At 54.8% G+C, this 19,721-nt stretch carries 22 protein-coding genes and 2 tRNA genes; 15 read left to right on the forward strand and 9 right to left on the reverse strand.

Annotated elements, in window-relative coordinates:
• Position 1: 1 nt before the first annotated feature.
• Genes rutC through rutG form a run of 4 tightly spaced genes read left to right on the forward strand, consistent with a single transcriptional unit; the run spans position 2 to position 3,116 of the window.
• Complete coding sequence (gene rutC / locus KTJ90_RS12530; protein WP_003849994.1) at positions 2 to 397, forward strand: pyrimidine utilization protein C; 396 nt, start codon at positions 2 to 4, stop codon at positions 395 to 397.
• Positions 397 to 1,206, forward strand: coding sequence for a pyrimidine utilization protein D (gene rutD, locus KTJ90_RS12535; protein ID WP_008925889.1), 810 nt, complete (start codon positions 397 to 399; stop codon positions 1,204 to 1,206). The genes rutC and rutD overlap by 1 nt, the downstream gene beginning before the upstream one ends.
• A 19-nt stretch (positions 1,207 to 1,225) precedes the next feature.
• Positions 1,226 to 1,741, forward strand: coding sequence for an NADH-dependent FMN reductase RutF (rutF, locus tag KTJ90_RS12540; protein ID WP_140033546.1), 516 nt, complete (start codon positions 1,226 to 1,228; stop codon positions 1,739 to 1,741).
• A gap of 46 nt (positions 1,742 to 1,787) precedes the next feature.
• On the forward strand, positions 1,788 to 3,116 hold the full coding sequence (gene rutG, locus KTJ90_RS12545; RefSeq protein ID WP_008925887.1) for a pyrimidine utilization transport protein G: 1,329 nt from the start codon (positions 1,788 to 1,790) through the stop codon (positions 3,114 to 3,116).
• Here the strand turns inward: rutG and KTJ90_RS12550 are convergent, their stop codons facing one another.
• Positions 3,117 to 4,031 (reverse strand): DMT family transporter, encoded by a 915-nt coding sequence (locus KTJ90_RS12550; protein WP_008925886.1) that lies wholly within the window; start codon positions 4,029 to 4,031, stop codon positions 3,117 to 3,119.
• Positions 4,032 to 4,128: 97 nt separating this feature from the next.
• Complete coding sequence (locus KTJ90_RS12555) at positions 4,129 to 4,302, reverse strand: con-10 family general stress protein (RefSeq protein ID WP_003850002.1); 174 nt, start codon at positions 4,300 to 4,302, stop codon at positions 4,129 to 4,131.
• Between the two features lie 293 nt (positions 4,303 to 4,595).
• Here KTJ90_RS12555 and wrbA point away from each other — a divergent pair, with 293 nt between their 5' ends.
• From wrbA to KTJ90_RS12570, 3 genes are read left to right on the forward strand one after another with little or no spacing between them, the layout of a single operon-like run.
• Positions 4,596 to 5,195, forward strand: a complete 600-nt coding sequence (wrbA, locus tag KTJ90_RS12560; RefSeq protein WP_003850004.1) for an NAD(P)H:quinone oxidoreductase — start codon at positions 4,596 to 4,598, stop codon at positions 5,193 to 5,195.
• A gap of 19 nt (positions 5,196 to 5,214) precedes the next feature.
• A complete protein-coding gene (locus KTJ90_RS12565; RefSeq protein ID WP_003850006.1) occupies positions 5,215 to 5,445 on the forward strand; it encodes a YccJ family protein in 231 nt (76 codons plus the stop codon).
• 54 nt (positions 5,446 to 5,499) lie between these two features.
• Positions 5,500 to 6,873 carry an NAD-dependent succinate-semialdehyde dehydrogenase gene (locus tag KTJ90_RS12570; protein WP_192377507.1) on the forward strand — a complete coding sequence of 458 codons (1,374 nt, stop codon included), beginning with the start codon at positions 5,500 to 5,502 and terminating at the stop codon, positions 6,871 to 6,873.
• Positions 6,874 to 6,939: 66 nt separating this feature from the next.
• On the opposite strand, the gene agp is transcribed toward KTJ90_RS12570, so the two are convergent.
• The 3 genes from agp to KTJ90_RS12585 all read right to left on the reverse strand — a co-directional run bounded on the left by agp (position 6,940) and on the right by KTJ90_RS12585 (position 9,109).
• A complete protein-coding gene (agp, locus tag KTJ90_RS12575; protein WP_154926035.1) occupies positions 6,940 to 8,595 on the reverse strand; it encodes a bifunctional glucose-1-phosphatase/inositol phosphatase in 1,656 nt (551 codons plus the stop codon).
• A gap of 270 nt (positions 8,596 to 8,865) precedes the next feature.
• Positions 8,866 to 8,953: transfer RNA gene (locus KTJ90_RS12580), tRNA-Ser, on the reverse strand.
• A 68-nt stretch (positions 8,954 to 9,021) separates the two neighbouring features.
• Positions 9,022 to 9,109, reverse strand: a tRNA-Ser gene (locus tag KTJ90_RS12585).
• 235 nt (positions 9,110 to 9,344) lie between these two features.
• Here KTJ90_RS12585 and yccA point away from each other — a divergent pair.
• Both yccA and tusE read left to right on the forward strand, forming a co-directional pair.
• Positions 9,345 to 9,998: an FtsH protease modulator YccA gene (yccA, locus tag KTJ90_RS12590; RefSeq protein WP_003850014.1), complete on the forward strand. Its 654-nt coding sequence runs from the start codon at positions 9,345 to 9,347 to the stop codon at positions 9,996 to 9,998.
• Between the two features lie 105 nt (positions 9,999 to 10,103).
• Positions 10,104 to 10,430, forward strand: coding sequence for a sulfurtransferase TusE (gene tusE, locus KTJ90_RS12595; RefSeq protein WP_457171763.1), 327 nt, complete (start codon positions 10,104 to 10,106; stop codon positions 10,428 to 10,430).
• Here the strand turns inward: tusE and yccX are convergent, their stop codons facing one another.
• Positions 10,431 to 10,709: an acylphosphatase gene (gene yccX / locus KTJ90_RS12600; protein WP_003850019.1), complete on the reverse strand. Its 279-nt coding sequence runs from the start codon at positions 10,707 to 10,709 to the stop codon at positions 10,431 to 10,433.
• 85 nt (positions 10,710 to 10,794) lie between these two features.
• On the opposite strand from yccX, the gene rlmI reads away from it, so the two are divergent.
• Together rlmI and hspQ are read left to right on the forward strand one after the other, a co-directional pair.
• Complete coding sequence (gene rlmI, locus KTJ90_RS12605; protein ID WP_003850021.1) at positions 10,795 to 11,985, forward strand: 23S rRNA (cytosine(1962)-C(5))-methyltransferase RlmI; 1,191 nt, start codon at positions 10,795 to 10,797, stop codon at positions 11,983 to 11,985.
• A gap of 73 nt (positions 11,986 to 12,058) precedes the next feature.
• Entirely contained in the window at positions 12,059 to 12,376 is a 318-nt protein-coding gene (gene hspQ, locus KTJ90_RS12610) for a heat shock protein HspQ (protein WP_010246651.1), read from the forward strand.
• 33 nt (positions 12,377 to 12,409) lie between these two features.
• Here the strand turns inward: hspQ and KTJ90_RS12615 are convergent, their stop codons facing one another.
• Positions 12,410 to 12,823 (reverse strand): CoA-binding protein, encoded by a 414-nt coding sequence (locus KTJ90_RS12615; RefSeq protein ID WP_003850025.1) that lies wholly within the window; start codon positions 12,821 to 12,823, stop codon positions 12,410 to 12,412.
• A gap of 176 nt (positions 12,824 to 12,999) precedes the next feature.
• Between KTJ90_RS12615 and KTJ90_RS12620 the strand changes: the two genes are divergently transcribed.
• Both KTJ90_RS12620 and mgsA read left to right on the forward strand, forming a co-directional pair.
• Complete coding sequence (locus KTJ90_RS12620) at positions 13,000 to 13,641, forward strand: YccT family protein (RefSeq protein ID WP_008925883.1); 642 nt, start codon at positions 13,000 to 13,002, stop codon at positions 13,639 to 13,641.
• A 69-nt stretch (positions 13,642 to 13,710) separates the two neighbouring features.
• Positions 13,711 to 14,169 carry a methylglyoxal synthase gene (gene mgsA, locus KTJ90_RS12625; RefSeq protein WP_003850029.1) on the forward strand — a complete coding sequence of 153 codons (459 nt, stop codon included), beginning with the start codon at positions 13,711 to 13,713 and terminating at the stop codon, positions 14,167 to 14,169.
• 1 nt (position 14,170) lies between these two features.
• On the opposite strand, the gene helD is transcribed toward mgsA, so the two are convergent.
• Positions 14,171 to 16,225: a DNA helicase IV gene (helD, locus tag KTJ90_RS12630; protein WP_033743159.1), complete on the reverse strand. Its 2,055-nt coding sequence runs from the start codon at positions 16,223 to 16,225 to the stop codon at positions 14,171 to 14,173.
• Positions 16,226 to 16,348: 123 nt separating this feature from the next.
• Between helD and KTJ90_RS12635 the strand changes: the two genes are divergently transcribed.
• Both KTJ90_RS12635 and yccS read left to right on the forward strand, forming a co-directional pair.
• Positions 16,349 to 16,789, forward strand: a complete 441-nt coding sequence (locus tag KTJ90_RS12635) for a YccF domain-containing protein (protein ID WP_003850033.1) — start codon at positions 16,349 to 16,351, stop codon at positions 16,787 to 16,789.
• A complete protein-coding gene (yccS, locus tag KTJ90_RS12640) occupies positions 16,773 to 18,932 on the forward strand; it encodes a YccS family putative transporter (RefSeq protein ID WP_008925881.1) in 2,160 nt (719 codons plus the stop codon). The genes KTJ90_RS12635 and yccS overlap by 17 nt, the downstream gene beginning before the upstream one ends.
• Here the strand turns inward: yccS and KTJ90_RS12645 are convergent.
• Positions 18,929 to 19,558 carry a TfoX/Sxy family DNA transformation protein gene (locus tag KTJ90_RS12645; protein ID WP_003850036.1) on the reverse strand — a complete coding sequence of 210 codons (630 nt, stop codon included), beginning with the start codon at positions 19,556 to 19,558 and terminating at the stop codon, positions 18,929 to 18,931. The two genes, yccS and KTJ90_RS12645, sit on opposite strands and share 4 nt — an antisense overlap.
• Positions 19,559 to 19,721: the final 163 nt, after the last annotated feature.

Genomic DNA, 19,721 nt, shown 5'->3' on the forward strand with positions numbered 1-19,721 from the left:
TATGCCGAAAAGTATCATTGTTCCGCCAGGCACCACCACACCTATCGCCCCGTTTGTCCCCGGCACGCTGGCGGATGGCGTGGTCTATGTCTCAGGTACGTTGCCGTTTGATGGTGACAACAATGTCGTCCATGTGGGTGACGCCGCCGCGCAGACCCGCCACGTGCTGGACACGATTAAAAAGGTGATTGAGACCGCCGGTGGCAGCATGGCTGATGTGACTTTTAACTCGATCTTCATCACCGACTGGTCGAATTACGCCGCGGTGAATGAGGTTTACGCCGAATACTTCCCGGGTGAAAAACCGGCACGTTTCTGCATTCAGTGCGGACTGGTCAAGCCTGACGCGCTGATTGAAATCGCCAGCGTGGCGCACATCGGCAAACCGGAGGTCTGATGCAGCTGGATTTTCTGGGTCTGCAAAACCCTGAGGCACCGACGCTGGTGCTCTCTTCGGGTCTGGGCGGGGTGGCGGGTTTCTGGCAGCCACAGCTGGCGGCACTGACCGCACGCTATCGGGTCGTGCTCTATGACCAGCGCGGGACCGGTCGCAGCGCGGAGAGTTTACCGGAAGGTTACAGCATGGCGATGATGGCCGCAGAGCTGGCCGAGGCGCTGGCGCAGCACGGCATCCTGCGCTTCAGCCTGATCGGTCACGCGCTGGGCGGTCTGGTGGGGATGCAGCTGGCGCTGGATTATCCGGATCGGATTGAAAGGATCGTGGTAATTAACGGCTGGCTGACACTGCATCCGCATACCCGCCGCTGCTTCCAGGTACGGCAGGATCTGCTGCTCAATGTCGGCGTCGAGGCTTTTGTTCGTGCTCAGCCGCTGTTTCTCTATCCTGCGGAGTGGATGGCAGAGCATCAGACGCGGCTGGAGCAGGAGGATAGCCATCACATCACCCATTTTCAGGGGATGGAAAACCTGATGCGTCGGCTGCACGCCCTGATGAGCGCCGATTTCAGCGCACGGGCCGCCGCCATTCCGCAACCGGTGCTGGTGATTGCCAGCCAGGACGATCTGCTGGTGCCGTGGAGCTGCTCAACCGAGCTGGCCGCGACGCTGCCGAATGCCACTGAACAGATGATGGCCTGGGGCGGCCACGCCATGAGCGTCACCGACCCTGAAAAATTTAATGCCCTGCTGCTGCAGTGGCTGGATCAGACTGATGACGTGCAGCCGCTGCAGCGCGTCGCAGGATAACCCTTTCGCGGAGAACACTATGAGCCTGGAAACCCTTACCCCAGCCGTTGAGAAAACTGAGTTTCGTAATGCGATGTCGCGGCTGGGTGCTGCGGTCAACATCATTACCACTGAAGGACCGGCTGGCCGCGCAGGCTTTACCGCTTCTGCTGTGTGCAGCGTCACTGATTCGCCACCGACGCTGCTGGTCTGCCTGAATCGCTCTGCCTCGGTTTACTCTGTATTCCGCGAAAACATGCAGCTCTGCGTCAACACGCTGGCTGCAGGACACGAAACGCTTTCCAATCTTTTCGGCGGAAAAACGCCAATGGCTGATCGTTTCATTGCGGCTGAGTGGTCAACGGCCGTGACCGGATCGCCGGTACTGAGCGGCGCAGTGGCCTCCTTTGACTGTCGTATCACGCAGATTGTCAGCGTCGGTACGCATGACACGCTGTTCTGTGAAGTCGTGGGCCTGGTTCGTAACGATGATACCCACGGCCTGGCATGGTTTGACCGGGGATATCATCCCCTGATGCGGCAGGATGACTGTTAACACTTCCCTGTAACCCACCGGCATTCATCACGCTCTGGAGTAGACGATGGCACGATCCTGGTTTCCGCAATGGCAAAAGAAGTCGGCACTAACAGAAAACGGTATTATCGCCCCGGATGAGACACTCCCTCTGGGACAAACGCTGGTGCTGGGTTTACAGCATGCGGTGGCGATGTTTGGCGCAACGGTGCTGATGCCGCTGCTGATGGGGCTGGATCCCAATCTGGCGATTCTGGTCTCGGGTATTGGCACGCTGCTGTTCTTCTTTATTACCGGTGGTCGGGTACCCAGTTATCTTGGGTCAAGCGCCGCCTTTGTTGGCGTGGTGATTGCGGTAACCGGCTTCAGTGGTCAGGGACTGAATCCAAATCTCAGCGTGGCGCTGGGCGGTGTCATCGCCTGTGGCGTTCTTTACACGCTGATTGGGCTGGTGGTAATGAAGTCAGGCACGCGCTGGATCGAAAACCTGATGCCGCCGGTAGTGACAGGCGCGGTGGTGATGGCGATCGGGCTGAATCTGGCTCCAATCGCGGTTCACAGCGTCTCTGCCTCTTCATTCGACAGCTGGGTCGCGGTGATGACCGTGCTCTGTATCGGTCTGGTGGCGGTGTTTACCCACGGGATGATTCAGCGTCTGCTGATTCTGGTCGGCCTGATTCTGGCGTGGGCGATCTATGCGATTCTGACCAACGGTCTCGGACTGGGCAAACCGGTCGATTTTACGATGCTGTCACAGGCTGCCTGGTTTGGCCTGCCGCACACCACCGCACCCACTTTTGATCTGCAGGCGATGGTGCTGATTGCGCCGGTGGCGATCATTCTGGTGGCTGAAAACCTCGGGCATCTGAAAGCGGTGGCGGGCATGACCGGCCGTAACCTCGATCCTTACATGGGACGTGCTTTTGTCGGGGATGGACTGGCCACCATGCTCTCTGGTTCGATCGGCGGAAGTGGCGTGACGACCTATGCCGAGAATATTGGCGTGATGGCCGTGACTAAAGTCTACTCCACGCTGGCATTTGTTGCGGCGGCCATCATCGCTATCCTCGCCGGTTTCTCGCCGAAGTTTGGTGCGCTGATCCACACCATTCCGGCCCCGGTAATTGGCGGCGCATCCATTGTGGTGTTCGGACTGATTGCGGTGGCAGGCGCACGCATCTGGGTGCAGAACCATGTTGATTTAGGTCAGAACAGCAACCTGATTATGGTCGCTACCACGCTGGTTCTTGGTGCAGGGGATTTCGCGCTGAAAATCGGCTCTTTCACACTTGGTGGAATCGGTACCGCCACGTTTGGCGCGATTATCCTGAATGCCATTCTGCGACGCCGCAGTGGGGCATCGCAGGAAAAGCCGCTTGCGCGGCAGCAGGGTTAACTACTCCAGCGGTGTGGCTACAGGCTGCACCGCTTTTTTTCGTTTCAGCCGCAGTTCACTGACGATCACCCCGCAGACGATCAGCGCCCCACCCAGTAACGCAAGCGCAGGCAGGCGCTCACCCGCAATACGTCCTACTACCCCAGCCCATACTGGCTCTCCGGCATAAATTACCGTGGCACGGGTTGGCGAAACGCTGCGTTGCGCCCAGTTCATGGTGACCTGAATCAGCGCACTGGCCGCACCCAGTCCCAGAGCACTGAGCAGCAGTGGTGTTGATATTGCGGGCACCGTCTCGCCATTGGGGACCATCAAAACAAAGGCAGACACAGACGCCACCGCCAGCTGGATCAACGTCACGCGGCGTACATCGACCTTGCCGGCATAACGACTGATCAGGATGATCTCGGCGGCAATTGCCAGCGTGCTGAGCAGCGTCGCTATTTCACCGGCATTCAGGCTAATACGGCCATCCTGCGGCCCGGCCACCAGCAGTAATCCGGTAAACGCCAGCACAATCCCCAGCCATGACATGATGCCCGGCGGACGGCGTAAAAACAGCCACTGTAGCAACGGCACCACCGGAACATAAAGTGCGGTAAGGAAAGCAGATTGACTGCTGGAGATGGTCTGCATTCCCCAGGTCTGCAGGCCATAGCCACCGGCGATCGACAGGCCTATCAGCGTGCCTGCTTTCACCTCCAGCCAGGTCATGCCCGCCAGATACCGCCGGAAAAAAAAGGCCAGCAGTAGCGCGGCGGTGGCAAAACGCAGGCCAACAAAGAAGAACGGGCCGGAGTGCTGCATCGCCCGATGCACCACCAGAAAGGTGCCGCCCCAGATCATGGTGATAAAAAGTAATACCAGCTCCTGCCGCGTCAGGCGCAGGGTTAAACCGCGGGGTGTGTCCGACATAATTCACCTGATGATGTGTCCGGACGATATTGTGGGGAGAGCGAGGAGGAAAAGCAACGACGTTCACCGCCGGTAAGCGCCGGCGGTGAACGCCAGGTTATGCGTCCGCTTTTTTAGGGCTGCTGCGTCCCCCTTTCTCACCGGCGCGTGCTGCGCGCTGCGGATCATTTTTAAAATTACCGCCGCTGTTTTTTCCGCCTTTACGTCCCGCTTCAGCGGCACGCTCACGGTTTTCAGCAAAATTTCCTGAACCTCCACGATGTGCTGTCATGATTTGCTCCTTTCGCGTAGTGCGATTAATAAAGAACCAAAAGCAGAAGGCTGAAGTGCGAAACCAGCCCATGCTTAAATAATAGCCAGACTCAGCATAAACTCATCATGCAGTCACATTTCGCAACAGAGTAATCACCAGTAATTTGCTTAAAGAACGAACATTACGCCGGTTTATCACCGATTATCTGCAGGATTATTGCCCGATTCATTCGTCACGATGTCTGTATCGCCTGCGTAAAACAAAAGCTCTTCTATACTTTTTCTGGACGTCAAAACCACCTGGAGAGATTTATGGCCAAGATTCTGGTGCTCTACTACTCGATGTACGGACATATTGAAACAATGGCGAACGCAGTTGCAGAAGGCGCTCGTCGGGTTCCCGGCGCGGAAGTGGATATCCTGCGGGTACCAGAAACAATGGAGGCCGATCGCTTTGCACAGGTGGGCGGCAAAACCAATCAGCAGGCTGCAGAAGCTTCGCCTGAGATGCTGCCGCACTATGACGCAATTATCGTCGGTACCCCGACCCGCTTTGGCAACATGGCCGGGCAGATGCGGACGTTCTGGGATCGCACTGGCGGTCTCTGGGCATCGGGTGCACTGTTTGGCAAGGTTGCCAGTGTCTTTACCTCAACCGGTACTGGCGGCGGTCAGGAACAGACTATTACGTCAGTCTGGACCACTCTGGCCCATCACGGCATGGTCATCGTCCCTATCGGCTACGGAACCAAAGAGCTGTTTGATATTTCTCAGGTTCGTGGTGGCACACCCTATGGTGCGACCACGCTGGCGGGCGGCGATGGCTCGCGTCAGCCTACAGAGGCGGAACTCAATATTGCCCGTTTTCAGGGTGAACATGTTGCCGGACTGACTGTGAAACTGCAGGACTGATTTAATCAAGGAGAAAAGTATGTCTACTGAACAATCGAAAGCACATCACGTTGGCGAATGGGCAAGTTTGCGTCATACCTCCCCTGAAATTGCCGAGGCCATTTTCGAAGTGGCGAATTACGATGAAAGACTGGCAGAAGAGATCTGGCGTCAGCAAGGCAGCGACGATGTGCTCATTCGCGCCTTTGAAAAGACCGATAAAGATCTCCTGACCTGGGATGATAAGCCCGTAGAACGTAAGAACGTCTGATTCAGGGGCGGGAATTTCCCGCCCTCACTTTTTTAGCTCACCAAGGAGTACGTTATGTCTTCCTATCAAAGCATTAATCCCGCAAACAATGAATTGCTGAAAAGCTGGCCTTCACATGATGAATCGGCTGTCAGCCATGCGCTGGACGTGGCCGATCGTCTTTTCCACTCTTCATGGAGCAAAGGTGAAATTCAGCCACGTCTGCAGGTATTGAAAAAACTGGCTGACCTGATTGATAGCCGCGCGGAAGAGCTGGCAACCATCGCCAGTAAAGAGATGGGTAAGCTGATTGGTCAGAGTCGTGGCGAAGTGAAAATCTGTTCACAGATTGCCCGCTACTACGCAGAGCATGCCGAACGTATTCTGCAGCCGCAGGCCTATCCCAGCGAGCTGGGCGAGGCCTGGGTTGAGTATCACCCGATTGGCGTGTTAGTTGCCGTCGAGCCGTGGAACTTCCCTTACTATCAGCTGATGCGCGTACTGGCACCTAACCTGGCGCTGGGCAACCCTGTTCTGGTGAAACATGCCAATATTGTGCCGCATTGTGCCGATGTGTTTGAAAAACTGGTTCGTGAAGCGGGTGCGCCTGAAGGGGCCTGGACTAACCTGTTTATATCAAACGAGCAGGTTGCCGATCTGATTGCTGACGATCGCGTGCAGGGTGTTGCCCTGACCGGTTCAGAGCGCGCAGGCAGCGCCGTTGCTGAGCAGGCTGGTAAGTATCTTAAGAAATCGACGCTGGAACTGGGCGGCAATGATGTGTTTGTGGTGCTGGATGATGCGGATCTTGACGAAGCCGTGCGTCAGGGCGTGCAGGCACGTCTCAGCAATTGCGGTCAGGTTTGTACTGCCGCAAAACGCTTTATTTTGCATGAGAAAATTGCCGATCGCTTTATCAGCCAGTTCAGTGCTGCGCTGAGTTCTGCAACGCTGGGCGATCCGCTGGATGAGAAAACCACACTTGGCCCGCTCTCTTCTGCTGATGCACGTGACCGCCTGGTGAAACAGGTCGATGAAGCGGTCGCTAATGGCGCAACACTGGTGACAGGCGGTAAAGCGGCAGAGGGCGCGGGTTGCTTCTATCAGCCAACCATTCTCACTGGCATCACCCCGGATAATCCTGCTTATTATCAGGAGTTCTTCGGTCCTGTGGCGCAGGTTTATGTCGTCGGCGACGATAATGCGGCTGTGGCGCTGGCAAACGACTCGCACTACGGTCTGGGTGGCTCAGTCTGGACGCGGGATACGGCTCGCGGTCGTAAACTGGCTTCCGCCATTGAAACCGGGATGGTGTTTATCAACTCACAGAGCGACACCTCAGCGGAACTGCCTTTTGGTGGTGTGAAACGTTCAGGCTATGGCCGTGAACTCTCTGATCTGGGTATCAAAGAGTTTGCTAACCAGAAACTGGTCGTTGTGGCGGGTTAATCGCCCTGCAGCCATAAAAAAACCCCGTTTCGACGGGGTTTTTTATTATGGGTCGCTACAGCGCAATTACTGCGTTGCCGCTGACTTTGATTCGTCGTTGTGCACTGTGGCAGGCTTATTCGCAGCGTTAGCCTGGTCAGCTTTCGCGTCACTGGCTGAGGCTGCTTTGTCTTCCTTCGCTTTCTCAGCAGCGGCTTTATCCGCTTTTGCCTTTTCAGCAGCGGCTTTTTCCGCTGCCGCTTTATCCGCTTTAGCCTTCTCAGATGCTTCTTTATCCGCTTTTGCTTTCTCAGCAGCCGCTTTATCTGCTTCAGACTTCTCAGCGGCAGCTTTGTCGGCTTCAGCTTTCGCTTTGGCTGCGGTCGCTTTATCCGCTTCAGCTTTATCAGCAGCAGCGTCATTCGTCGCTGCGGCTTTTGCGCTGTCGTCGTCAGACTGTGCTGCCGGTTGTGGTGCCGCCGCAGGTTGCATTGGCGTGCCCTGCAGCGCAGCATTCAGCGCCTGAGCGAACTGATCCCAGCTGCAATAGCCGTTTGCATCCGTCTCACAACCCGCCAGTTGCAGCGTAACGCGCTTCGGTGGGTTTTTCAGATTCAGCACGTCAGCGTTGCGCAGCTGATCGGCCGTCTGATAGACATACTCGACTTTGAGCAGGTCTTTATCCGTTTTCGCATCATGCCAGCGTTCGAAAACAACCTGGCCGCCAATCGGCGTTTTTTCGTAAGTATCAGGCAGCTCATAAGGTTTGACCTGCAACGCGCTCAGCAGCGAGGCGATATTCGAGTCATGACCCACCATCAGCGTGATTTTCGGCGCGTTGGCTTTGTCCTGATCCACTAACTGACTGCGGATGTAATCCACCAGTGGGGCCGCCACTTCACGGGAAACGTCCGGGCTGGTGAACAGGGCGTCCTGATAACCATTTTTAATGGCTGACAGCTCTTTCCACTGTTCAGGCGTCTTGATCTGGCCCCATGCAACCTGATCCAGCGGGAATCCTTCATAATACTGCAGCGTAAACGCATCCATCAGGGAGTTACCCACTTTCAGCGGGCCACTGACAGTTGGCTCTTTACCGTTTTCAGCGCTGAAGGTGTTCTGGCCGCTGCTGAGATCGCACTGCTTTTTATTGTTGCAGGCAGGCGATGCTTTATAGTCGACAATCTTTTCCAGGCGCTGGAAAGCAGGTTTCAGCGACAGTTTTTCATTTGCTGCGGTCATCGCGGCCAGTGCTTTCTTATTGAAAGCATCGCTGCCATCGGTGATGACCGGATTAAAGATAGGATCCATGGAGCCCATTTCATCCTGGTGTGTGACCGCGACGTCACAGCCTGGGAAGGCACCATTAACAAAGAACTGAGCCGTCGCAACGGTGCGTTGCAGGCTGTTAGCGTAGACAAAGACGTTATTACTGTCAGGACAGCTGCCGTTCTTCACCAGGCCCTGCTGTGCCAGCCACTGACGGGTGTAATTACCCATGTAGACTTCCAGCACGCCACCTTTGGTGGTCAGCTGTCCGCCGGGAACATCCCACTGCGGCCAGCTTTTTTTGGTGGACTGTTCCAGCACGCTGCCATTATCGGCCAGTGGCGCACGCAGATTGTGACGACTCAACATCAGCACCTGTTGCAGCTGCATGTCACCCTCAGCAGCAAATGCTACCGTTCCGACCGGCAATGCAGCGAGCACTGACAATGCGCAAAGACTCAGTTTCTTGATCATTGTGCCTATTCCATTTATTCAGTAAAGAAACACTCTGGCTATCAACCGATTAGCTCGCCTCAGAGCGAAGTAATCAACAGTGTAACTCAGCTCGCCTCGGAAAAGCGCCAGATGTTTGCAAAAACAGTGAGTGGACTATAGCAGAGATGCATCGAACAGATGAATGCGCAGCCGCGCGTCAGCAGCAGAGACGTGGTTTTTCGGACTGGAGGAAGAAGCTGGAAAGTCAGAAACGAAACAGGCCAGCACGGAGTGCTGGCCTGTAAAATGTGGCGGAGGAGGAGAGATTCGAACTCTCGGATGGTTTCCCATCGGCGGTTTTCAAGACCGCTGCCTTAAGCCGCTCGGCCACCCCTCCGTTTTGAAACTGTACTGCATCGGCAAAACTATTGATTTTTACCGCTTTATTGCCCGTGGCAGATAAAGTGGCGGAGGAGGAGAGATTCGAACTCTCGGATGGTTTCCCATCGGCGGTTTTCAAGACCGCTGCCTTAAGCCGCTCGGCCACCCCTCCGCAATGACGCGCACTATAAACACCCCGTTTAGGGATGTAAAGCATCTATCTGTTTATTCGCCTGAAAAACAGCCAGATTGTGATTTTTTGGTGTCAAAATCGCCACTCTGCTCAAACAATTAGCAGATTAGCGCGTAAAGAAGGGTAAAACGCCTTTTCCCTCTTTAATGGGCTGCGTATTCTCGGCACATATTTAACGATCTGCTTATTAGTGTTCTGCTTAAAGGAGCGCAACATGGAAAGAATTGTCACCTCATCGCAGTCGTCACTGCTTTCAACGCACAGAGTTCTGCGCAATACCTATTTTCTGCTTGGGCTGACTCTGGCCTTTTCGGCGGTTACAGCTACCGCCAGCACCCTGCTTGCCTTGCCTGCGCCGGGCCTGATCCTGATGCTGGTCGGCTTCTATGGTTTGATGTTTTTAACCTACCGCCTGGCTAACAGCCCGATGGGTATTCTTGCCGCGTTTGCGTTTACCGGCTTCCTGGGATACTGCCTGGGCCCTATTCTGAGCTCCTTCTTAACCGCAGGCATGGGCGACGTGATCGCACTGGCGCTGGGCGGTACGGCGCTGGTGTTCTTCTGCTGTTCTGCCTACGTGCTGACAACCCGTCGTGATATGTCCTTCCTGGGTGGCATGATGATGGCAGGTTTTGTGGTACTGCTGGTTGCGGTGGTCGCCAACATCTTCCTGCAGTTGCCTGCCTTGCATCTGGCTATCAGCGCCCTGTTTATTCTGTTTTCAGCCGGTGCGATTTTGTGGGAAACCAGCAACATCATTCATGGTGGCGAAACCAACTACATCCGCGCGACGGTAAGCCTCTATGTTTCGTTGTATAACATCTTCGTCAGCCTGCTTAGCCTGCTGGGTTTCGCCCGCAGCAACTAACCGGCAATGACATTCGGCCTGTAAAACCCCGCTTCGGCGGGGTTTTTGCTTTTACTGCCGGCCAGGTTTGCTAAACTGCGCCGTCATTTACAGAGAGGAGATCACGTGAATTTTAACGGTAACGAAATCGCCGTCGATGCCGAAGGCTATCTGAAGAGTACCGACGACTGGAGTGAAGCGCTGGCGGCATACATTGCTGAGCGGGAAGGCCTCACCATGACCGAAGCACACTGGGAAGTGGTCCATTTTGTGCGCGCGTTTTATCTGGAATTTAATACCTCACCCGCCGTGCGGATGCTGGTAAAGGCAATGGCGAAGAAATACGGGGAAGAGAAAGGCAACAGCCGCTACCTCTTCCGCCTGTTTCCTGAAGGGCCGGCTAAACAGGCAACGAAAATTGCCGGCCTGCCTAAACCGGCAAAGTGTCTGTGATTAACCGGTTGTAAAATCGCGGGGTGGCTCTGCGGGCTGGTGCGGTTCCACCAGCACCTTATCAACGCGCGCACTGCGGGGCCCGCCCGCTTTAAGCCAGGCGATTAGCGCTTCGACCTTCTCCGCGTCGCCCCAGGCCAGCACCTCGACGCTGCCGTCATCCAGATTCCGCGCGTAGCCCAGCACGCCCAGCGTCCTGGCTTCTGCCTGCGTACTGTAACGAAACCCGACGCCCTGGACGCGGCCATGAACCCATGCTTTAAAACAGGCTGCTGACATTATTCTCTCCTGCTGCTGTTCGTTGCAATTTCCCGTTATCCACCGGACAATGGCGCCTCATTTTTTCAGGTAAGCATAGCAAACTATGACAGTCAGATTGATTCTCGCAAAGGGACGTGAAAAGTCCCTGCTCCGTCGCCATCCATGGGTCTTTTCAGGTGCCGTTGCACGTCTGGAAGGTAAAGCACAACGGGGTGAAACCCTTGACGTTTGTGACAGCAACGGCAAATGGCTGGCTCGCGCCGCATATTCACCCGAGTCGCAGATTCGCGCCCGCGTCTGGAGCTGGCAGGCCGATGAATCCATCGATATCGCTTTCTTTGTCCGCCGTTTCGAACAGGCGCAGCAGTGGCGTAAATGGCTGGCGGCCCGTGATGGTCTGGACAGTTATCGCCTGATTGCCGGTGAGTCTGATAATTTGCCCGGCGTCACTATTGATCGTTTTGGCAACTTTTTAGTAATGCAGCTGCTCTCGGCTGGCGCGGAATATCAGCGTGCGGCGATTATCACCGCCCTGCAGCAGTGTTTCCCTGGCTGCGCCATCTATGACCGTTCTGACGTGGCCGTGCGTAAGAAAGAAGGTCTGGAGCTGACACAAGGCCCCGTCACCGGTGAACTGCCACCGCCCCTGCTGCCGATCACAGAACATGGCATGAAGCTGCTGGTTGATATCCAGGGCGGCCATAAAACGGGCTATTACCTTGATCAGCGTGACAGTCGTCTTGCTACGCGTCGTTATGCCCAGGATGCACGTGTACTGAACTGCTTCTCTTACACAGGCGGATTCGCTGTTTCTGCGCTGATGGGTGGGTGTAAAGAAGTCATCAGTGTGGATACCTCTCAGGAAGCGCTGGACGTAGCCCGTCAGAACGTTGAACTGAACGAGCTGGATCTTTCTCGCGCCCGTTTTGAGCGTGATGATGTGTTCAAACTACTGCGCCGCTATCGTGACAGTGGCGAGAAATTTGATCTGATCATTATGGATCCGCCCAAATTCGTCGAAAACAAAAGCCAGTTAATGGGTGCCTGTCGCGGCTATAAAGATATTAATATGCTTGCCATTCAGTTACTGAATCCGGGCGGGGTCCTGATGACCTTCTCCTGCTCCGGTCTGATGGCTACCGAACTGTTCCAGAAGATTATTGCCGATGCCGCGCTGGATGCGGGACGCGAAGTGCAGTTTATCGAACAGTTCCGTCAGGCAGCGGATCATCCGGTCATCGCCAGCTATCCGGAAGGCCTCTATCTGAAAGGTTTTGCCTGCCGCGTGATGTGACTTGAAAAATGGGCTCCTGACCCCATATTGGTAGGAGAGCTTTTTTTCGGAGGTCACTATGATTGCCAGTAAAATGATTGCCAGTAAATTTGGTATTGGTCAGCAGGTTCGTCATCGTTTGTCCGGCGTACTGGGCGTTATCGTTGATGTCGATCCTGAGTACTCGTTAGACGAGCCTAAAATTGAAGATGTTGGCGCAGAAGAAAAGATGCGTACCGCACCCTGGTATCATGTGGTGATGGAAGATGAGGAAGGCGATCAGGTTCATACCTATGTCGCTGAGATACAGCTTTCAGGTGAAACCAGCATTGAACATCCTGAGCAACCGTCAATGGATGAGCTCGCTGCATCCGTACGTCAGCAATTGCAGGCACCTCATCTGCGACACTAATCTGTGGCGGCACGCTCTGCCGCCACCCCTGATTTAGCGCGTAATCCCCAGACGTGGAATTTCAATCTTCGGGCAACGATCCATAATGACCGTCATGCCTGCATCCTGAGCCAGCACAGCCGCCTGTTCATTAATCACGCCGAGTTGCAGCCATAATGTCTTTGCCCCGACGGCTATAGCCTCCTGGGCGACACCCCATGCGGCTTCAGAATTGCGGAAGACATCCACCATATCAATCCCGCCGGGTACATCCGCCAGACTGGCATAACCCTGTTGCCCCAGCACTGTTTTCCCTGCAAGTTTCGGGCTGACCGGGATCACGTCATAGCCCTGATCAAGCAGATACTTCATCACACCGTAACTGGGACGTTCGGGGCGATCACTTGCTCCAACTAAGGCGATACGTTGGGTTCGCGTCAGCACGTCACGAATTGTCTGGTCGTTCATGTTTCTCTCCTTTCAGGCCAGCGTTGAGTGTAGATGGGTGCGCTTGTTAACGGGTAAGTCCTGAGCACAATTAATTGAACCCGCGCACGAATAAATATGTTTAAATGTAAATTAACTGCCATAATGTAAGAATTTGCTACACATCCCCTTTCGTGTCATCAGTTACCGGAGTTGAAATGAAGCTGTCGCTGGCTGTAACGGGGTTACTTACACTCCTCGTTTCGGCGTCCTGTTCTGCCATCACATTAAAGCTTGATCCGCAAATCGAGCTACTGGTGCTGGATGGTCGAAAAATTTCAGGCTCGCTCCTCAAAGGAGCTGACAGCCTGGAGCTGGATCGCGGTCAGCATCAGTTTCTGTTCCGGGTAGAGCATCAGCGCAAAGGGCTGAAAGAGAATGTCATTGCCTATCAGTCTCTGCCGATGATTGTCACGTTCACTGCTGTAGCCAAAACCATTACTATTCGGCTGCCCGCGCTGGAGACAAAACGCGAGCGTTATCATTTTGACCGCAGCCTTAACTTCCAGCTGGTGGATGAAAAAGGCACGGAGATTACCAGCGTGCGTGACCACCTGCCGGCCATCACAACCGCCGACATGGAAAAAGCGATGCTGAATTATAACCGCACCCGCCAGATCGCCTCTGTGCCCCGGTTTGCAAATTCCGCTTCTGCTCCCCCCTCTTCCGTCAGGCTTACCGCCGACCTGGACTGGACTTCACAGGCCGAACTGCCCTCGCTGCACCGCTGGTTTCATCGTTTCGATGAAGCGACGCGCCAGCAATTTATGACACTGGTCAAAATGCTACGTACGAGTTGATAGCGTTAATGGGCCAGAGGTAAACTCAGGATCCCTCTCATTGCGCATGAGCCTTATCAGGACGCCTCTATGGAACAGACTGTTCGCACCCTTGGCACCATAAAACATATCGCGCTGGTCGCCCATGACCACTGCAAAGCCGCACTGCTTGACTGGGTTAAACAGAATCAGCCCGCGCTGGAACAACACATCCTCTATGCGACCGGGACGACCGGAAATCTGATTAATCGTGATACCGGCCTGAACGTGACAGCCATGCTGAGCGGTCCGATGGGCGGTGATCAGCAGGTGGGTGCGCTGATTTCAGAAGGAAAAATTGATGCACTGATTTTTTTCTGGGATCCGCTTAACGCCGTGCCGCACGATCCGGATGTCAAAGCGCTGCTGCGTCTGGCAACCGTCTGGAATATTCCGGTTGCCACAAATCGCTCCACAGCGGACTTTATTATTCAGTCGCCGCTGTTTGCGCAAAGCCTGGAGATTATGATTCCCGATTATCAGCGCTATCTGGCCGATCGCCTGAAATAACTCAGGCTTTACGCAGTACTGGCACACCGAGCTCGCGGAAGTCATCGACAAACGGTGACGGCGCTGCTTTATCGAACAGTAAAAAGACCTGCTGACGCGCTCGCGTCAGTGCCACATAGGCCAGACGGCGCTCCTCCGCATGCGGGAAAGGTTCGGGCTGCGGCAGTAAGCCCTGTTCAATAACTGACTCGCGAACTTCCGCCGGGAACCCCTCTTTGCCCTGCTGTAAACCCAGCAGAATGACATAATCCGCCTGCTGGCCTTTGCTGGCGTGGATCGTCATAAAGTCCAGATTGAGTTTCGGCCAGCGGGTTCGGGCTTTATCCAGTATGTCTGGCCGCAGATAGTGATAGCGCGCCAGCAGCAGAATACGCTCATCCGGTTGCGCATAACCACTGAGCTTGTTCAGCAGGGCGTCCAGCTGATCCTCTGCCAGCAATGCAATCGATTTCTTATTGCCTTTGGTGACGCTATTCAGTGGTTTTGCCAGCTGTTGAGGATTCTGCTGGATAAAACGATTAGCAATATCGCCAATGCGATCGTTAAAGCGGTAGGTGGTGTCGAGCACGCAACGATCACCCTCACCAAAATAGTGATGGAATGCGGTCGTCAGCGTCATCTCTGCGCCGCTGAAGCGATAGATAGCCTGCCAGTCATCGCCAACCGCAAACAGGGCGGTGCGCTTATTCTGCTGGCGGAGTGCGCTGAGCAAGGCGGCACGCTGAGGTGAAATATCCTGGAACTCATCCACCAGTATGTGTTTCCACGGACTAATAAACCGCCCTTTTTCCAGAACGGCTATTGCCTGATGAATCAGACCCGAAAAGTCGACCGCGCCCTCCTCTTTCAACGCACTCTTCCACGCTTTCAACAACGGTGCCATCAGTTTGATGCGTTTACTGAAGAGATCCCGGACCTCTTCCGGCACATCCGCGATCATAGCTGCCTGTGCACCTCCGTGCATGCGCATCAGGCCGAGCCAGCGCTCCAGTCGTGACGCCAGCCGCTTTGCCAGCCTGTCGTCCTCCCAGAAAGGCCCCTCCGGTAATTCCCACTGCAGTTCGTCACGCAGCCACTGACGCCAGCCGTTTGCCATCGCTTTCTTCTCATGGCACTGCTGCTGCCATTCCCGGATCAATAACGCGCGACGCGCATCCGCATCACTCTCCAGCTTGCTGATAACCGGCTGCTTATTACTGCCTTCACGAATAATATGCAGCGCCAGAGAATGGAAGGTTCTCGCCTGGATGTCATCCGCGGAGAGCCGTGACTGGATACGCTCGTTCATCTCTTTGGCAGCCTCGCGGCCAAATGCCAGTAACAGGATTTGATCGGCGCTGGCCAGCTTGCGCTGCATTAACCAGCCTGCCCGGGCCACCAGCACTGACGTTTTACCGCTACCGGCGCCAGCCAGCACCAGCAATGAATTTTCGCCGTTGACCACCGCCTCACACTGCGACTGATTCAGTGGCGTGCTCTCGACGCTGGCAAAGAATGCCTGATAACGGCTTAACATAGCGGCCGTCCAGTCGCGGTTTCGCTGCTGCAAGGCCGCGTCACCCTGATCCAGCCAGCGCTGACAAAACGCCCAGTTCTCGCGGCAGTCAGCAAACTCTTTTAAGCGGATAAGAGGCATTGGCAACGCATCGAACTGTTTGAGAATTTTTGTTTTCAGCCCCTGCAGTTCGTGGCGGTTGAGCCAGCGATCCTGCGCGCCAAAGGTCTCGATTTCATCATGCAGCGACTGGAGTACCTCACGGCAGACTGCGCTCATCTCCAGACTCCAGCTCTGCCAGGCCTGCATCAGATAGTGGTGAAAGCGCTGCGTCTCCTGCCATTCCGTTCCGTGCAGCCGAACCACTTTTTCATCGGCCAGCAAAAATTCCAGTTCGCCCCATACCAGCCCACGCTTGCAGGCAATATCCAGTAACTGGTTAAAGGGGATCAGATACTCGTGCTTATCGCCACTGACTTCGACGCCCGCCGCCATCAGGCGGACACGATTATAAGGATGCTGGGCAAGTCGTTTGCCCATCGAGGTTGCTTTCAGTTCCACGCCGACACCAACGTCAGATAACAGGATTAAGGGGAGTTTACCTGTCAGACCCTTAGCGCTCCAGCCTTAAAACAAGCTAAACTTGGCGTCACATCTTGCGGAATGCAAAAGGAAAAGACGATCATGCGCACCGTTTTAAATATTCTTAATTTTGTCCTGGGTGGCTTTTTCACCACGCTGAGCTGGCTGTTTGCCACTTTAATCAGTGTCGTGCTGATTTTTACCCTGCCACTGACCCGCTCCTGCTGGGAAATTACAAAGCTCTCGCTGCTGCCGTTTGGCAACGAGGCGGTGCATGTCGATGTGCTTCGTCCTGAAAGTAAGAGTCATATTCTGAATACCGGCGGAACTTTCCTGAATATTTTCTGGCTGATTTTCTTTGGCTGGTGGCTCTGCCTTTCACATATCTCGGTGGGGATTGTGCAATGCATCAGCATCATCGGTATTCCAACAGGGATTGCGAACTTTAAGATTGCCGCTATCGCCCTCTGGCCGGTTGGACGCCGCGTGGTGTCCGTGGAAGAGGCGCGCGCCGCGCGCGAAGCCAATGCCCGCCGCTATTAATATGATGTCGGATGCAGTGCCTGGCTGGCGAAAATATCTGTTTAATAGTACGTGGCGCTATCTGCTGCGGATTTTGTTTGCGCTGAGTGGCTGCGCTGCCATCCCCTGGTGGCTGCATCAGATTGAGTGGACGATTCCCTTAACGCTGGGGGTGGTCGCGGCTGCGCTGGCCGATCTCGATGATCGCCTGGCCGGTCGTCTGAAGAATCTGCTGATTACCCTGCTTTGCTTCTGCATCGCCTCCGTTTCAGTAGAACTCCTGTTTCCCTATCCGTTCGCCTTTATTGTCGGGCTGGCGATCTCGACATGGGGCTTTATTCTGCTGGGTGCCCTGGGCCAGCGCTACGCCACTATCGCGTTTGGTGCGCTGCTGATTGCGGTCTATACCATGCTCGGCATCGGGCTGTTCAGTCAGTGGTATATGCAGCCGATGCTGCTGCTGGTCGGCGCGCTGTGGTACAACCTGCTGACGCTGCTGGGTCATCTAATGTTTCCGGTCCGGCCGGTGCAGGAACAGCTGGCTGGCAGCTTTTCACAACTGGCGCGTTACCTGGATGCCAAAGGGAATCTCTTCGATCCGGATGCTGGCGAGCAGGATGACGCCGCGTTTATCGATGCGGCGATGGTCAACAGCCAGTTAGTGGCGCAGCTCAACCTGACCAAAACTACGCTGCAGAGTCGACTGCGTGGCGATCGCGGATCACGCGGTACCCGCCGTAGTCTGCACTACTATTTTGTGGCGCAGGACATTCATGAACGGGCCAGCTCGTCCCATTTGCAATATCATCTGCTGCGCGGTGACTGGCGCTATAACGAAATTCTGTTTCGCTTCCAGCGTCTTCTTAACATGCAGGCACAAGCCTGTCGCCAGCTGGCACACTGCATTCTGATGCGTGAAAGATGGGTGCATGACAGTCGATTTGAGCGCGCGTTTGAACGATTACAAAAAGCAATTGAACGTCTGGAGCAGCGCGAGCCTGAGGCCGAGCATACCCGTGCCCTTTTCTGGCTGCTGCGCAATCTGCGCGCCATTGATGCCCACCTTGCCTCCATCGAATCTGAACAGACGCTGGCCGGTGAAGATCCTCAGCACAGCGATAATCTGCTGTCACGCGAAGGATTAAGTGGCTGGAGTGACATCAGGCTGCGCTTTAGCCGTCATCTCTCTCCCTCATCGGCGCTATTCCGGCATGCAGTTCGCATGTCAGTCGTGCTCTGTATCGGCTATGGCTTCATTAAGATCACCGGACTCGAGCGGGGATACTGGATTTTGCTGACCAGCCTGTTTGTCTGCCAGCCCAACTACAACGCAACGCAGCGGCGACTGGCCTTACGTATCGGCGGAACACTGGCGGGCATTGCTATTGGTCTGCCCGTTTTATGGCTGGTGCCCTCAATTGAAGGGCAGTTAATCCTGATTGTGATTTCCGGCGTGCTGTTCTTCGCTTTCAGGCAGGTACAGTATGCGCAGGCCACGCTGTTTATCACATTGCTGGTTCTGCTCTGCTTTAACCTGTTAGGGGAAGGCTTTGAGGTCGCCCTGCCACGCGTAGTGGACACCTTACTCGGCTGTGGCCTGGCCTGGCTGGCTGTGGCGTTTATCTGGCCAGACTGGCGCTTTCGTCAGTTGCCGGCGGTGGCTGAACGAACCCTGAAAGCGAACTGCCGCTATCTGGATGCGATCATGGAACAGTATCATCAGGGCAAGGATAACCGTCTCGCCTATCGCATTGCCCGCCGTGACGCACACAATGCAGATGCCGAGCTGGCATCCGTGGTTTCAAACATGAGCAGTGAAAGTCGCACCAGTCAGAAACTGCGCGAATCGGCTTTTCAGCTGCTTTGCTCAAACCACTCGTTTCTGAGTTACATTTCTGCACTCGGCGCGCACCGTGACAAAATTACGGCACCAGAACTGCTGACCTTGCTGGATGATACAGTTTGTTATGTTGAGGATGTGCTTCAGACGGACGTAGTCAGCGATGAGCATGTTGAAACAATGCGCCATCAACTGGCTCATCGCATCAGCCAGTTGGCCGCAGATGCGGATGTGCGTGCGCCGCTGGTGCTTCAGCAACTCGGACTGCTGGTAGCCTTAATGCCTGATGTGGCTCGCCTGCGCCGCACGCTTATTGCTGATTAGCCTTCTTCGCCTCTGAAGTCTGGTTTCGATAAAAGCGTGCGTTGAAACCATGCATTCAGCTCGGCACGGGTGGCCAGTGGCAGTGCGGCCGCATGGTGGCCCGTAATCGCACCCTGCAGCGCCAGTAGTGTCTGAAATCCAACGTGCTGGTTGATCGCTTTTAACTTCAGCCAGCACTGTTTGGCTCCCATCTGGTAAAGATGATTGACACTCATCACGCCCGCCTCGTACAACATGACTTCCATGCGTACACTGAGATTAGGCAGATCTTTCAAACGCGGAGAGGCTTGTCTGTGCTGCAACTCGCGCTGTGCCGTTTCTAAAGAGGCCGCGGAGAGCGTCAGAAGATGGTCAGGATCCCGCCATAAGGCTTCATCGACCTGAAAGTAATCAAGCTTCACTGACTTGCCCCGTTTGCGAAAAATCAGGGGCTGGAGCGGACGGTCGGTAATGTAATCCCGCAAGGGTTCACTGGCCCGCAGGTAGAGTTCATCTTTATTAATTAACGCGAAAACCACGCTTTCGACAGCCAGTGCATAGCCACCAAACTGGGTCCGGGACTCAATTGTTCCCAACGGGCCCAGGTGCGCTCTGGAGCGCTCGACAACCGGATTAATCTTTTTCATTGCACCACCTCCATGTAAGAAATATCTGGTAAATTACGTTGTGTATCAGGTAATTAGAAGATAAAAAAAAGTGGCAGCGGGTTCAATGAATAAATAGTGCTTCAACTAATCTTGTCGCGTTTTTGCGAGGCGTTTTCAGAAATTTGGGTTGATCTTTATCCAG

It is taken from the genome of Pantoea jilinensis (genome assembly GCF_019104105.1).
Taxonomy (GTDB): domain Bacteria; phylum Pseudomonadota; class Gammaproteobacteria; order Enterobacterales; family Enterobacteriaceae; genus Pantoea; species Pantoea eucalypti.

Coding starts and splice junctions, on each gene's coding strand:
- rutF (WP_140033546.1), top strand. CDS start 1,226: ATGAGCCTGGAAACCCTTACCCCAGCCGTTGAGAAAACTGAGTTTCGT.
- agp (WP_154926035.1), bottom strand. CDS start 8,595: ATGATCAAGAAACTGAGTCTTTGCGCATTGTCAGTGCTCGCTGCATTG.
- yccA (WP_003850014.1), top strand. CDS start 9,345: ATGGAAAGAATTGTCACCTCATCGCAGTCGTCACTGCTTTCAACGCAC.
- KTJ90_RS12645 (WP_003850036.1), bottom strand. CDS start 19,558: ATGAAAAAGATTAATCCGGTTGTCGAGCGCTCCAGAGCGCACCTGGGC.
- KTJ90_RS12570 (WP_192377507.1), top strand. CDS start 5,500: ATGTCTTCCTATCAAAGCATTAATCCCGCAAACAATGAATTGCTGAAA.
- rutD (WP_008925889.1), top strand. CDS start 397: ATGCAGCTGGATTTTCTGGGTCTGCAAAACCCTGAGGCACCGACGCTG.
- KTJ90_RS12555 (WP_003850002.1), bottom strand. CDS start 4,302: ATGACAGCACATCGTGGAGGTTCAGGAAATTTTGCTGAAAACCGTGAG.
- rutC (WP_003849994.1), top strand. CDS start 2: ATGCCGAAAAGTATCATTGTTCCGCCAGGCACCACCACACCTATCGCC.
- hspQ (WP_010246651.1), top strand. CDS start 12,059: ATGATTGCCAGTAAATTTGGTATTGGTCAGCAGGTTCGTCATCGTTTG.
- KTJ90_RS12565 (WP_003850006.1), top strand. CDS start 5,215: ATGTCTACTGAACAATCGAAAGCACATCACGTTGGCGAATGGGCAAGT.
- KTJ90_RS12550 (WP_008925886.1), bottom strand. CDS start 4,031: ATGTCGGACACACCCCGCGGTTTAACCCTGCGCCTGACGCGGCAGGAG.
- wrbA (WP_003850004.1), top strand. CDS start 4,596: ATGGCCAAGATTCTGGTGCTCTACTACTCGATGTACGGACATATTGAA.
- yccS (WP_008925881.1), top strand. CDS start 16,773: ATGCCCGCCGCTATTAATATGATGTCGGATGCAGTGCCTGGCTGGCGA.
- rutG (WP_008925887.1), top strand. CDS start 1,788: ATGGCACGATCCTGGTTTCCGCAATGGCAAAAGAAGTCGGCACTAACA.
- mgsA (WP_003850029.1), top strand. CDS start 13,711: ATGGAACAGACTGTTCGCACCCTTGGCACCATAAAACATATCGCGCTG.
- rlmI (WP_003850021.1), top strand. CDS start 10,795: ATGACAGTCAGATTGATTCTCGCAAAGGGACGTGAAAAGTCCCTGCTC.
- yccX (WP_003850019.1), bottom strand. CDS start 10,709: ATGTCAGCAGCCTGTTTTAAAGCATGGGTTCATGGCCGCGTCCAGGGC.
- KTJ90_RS12620 (WP_008925883.1), top strand. CDS start 13,000: ATGAAGCTGTCGCTGGCTGTAACGGGGTTACTTACACTCCTCGTTTCG.
- KTJ90_RS12615 (WP_003850025.1), bottom strand. CDS start 12,823: ATGAACGACCAGACAATTCGTGACGTGCTGACGCGAACCCAACGTATC.
- KTJ90_RS12635 (WP_003850033.1), top strand. CDS start 16,349: ATGCGCACCGTTTTAAATATTCTTAATTTTGTCCTGGGTGGCTTTTTC.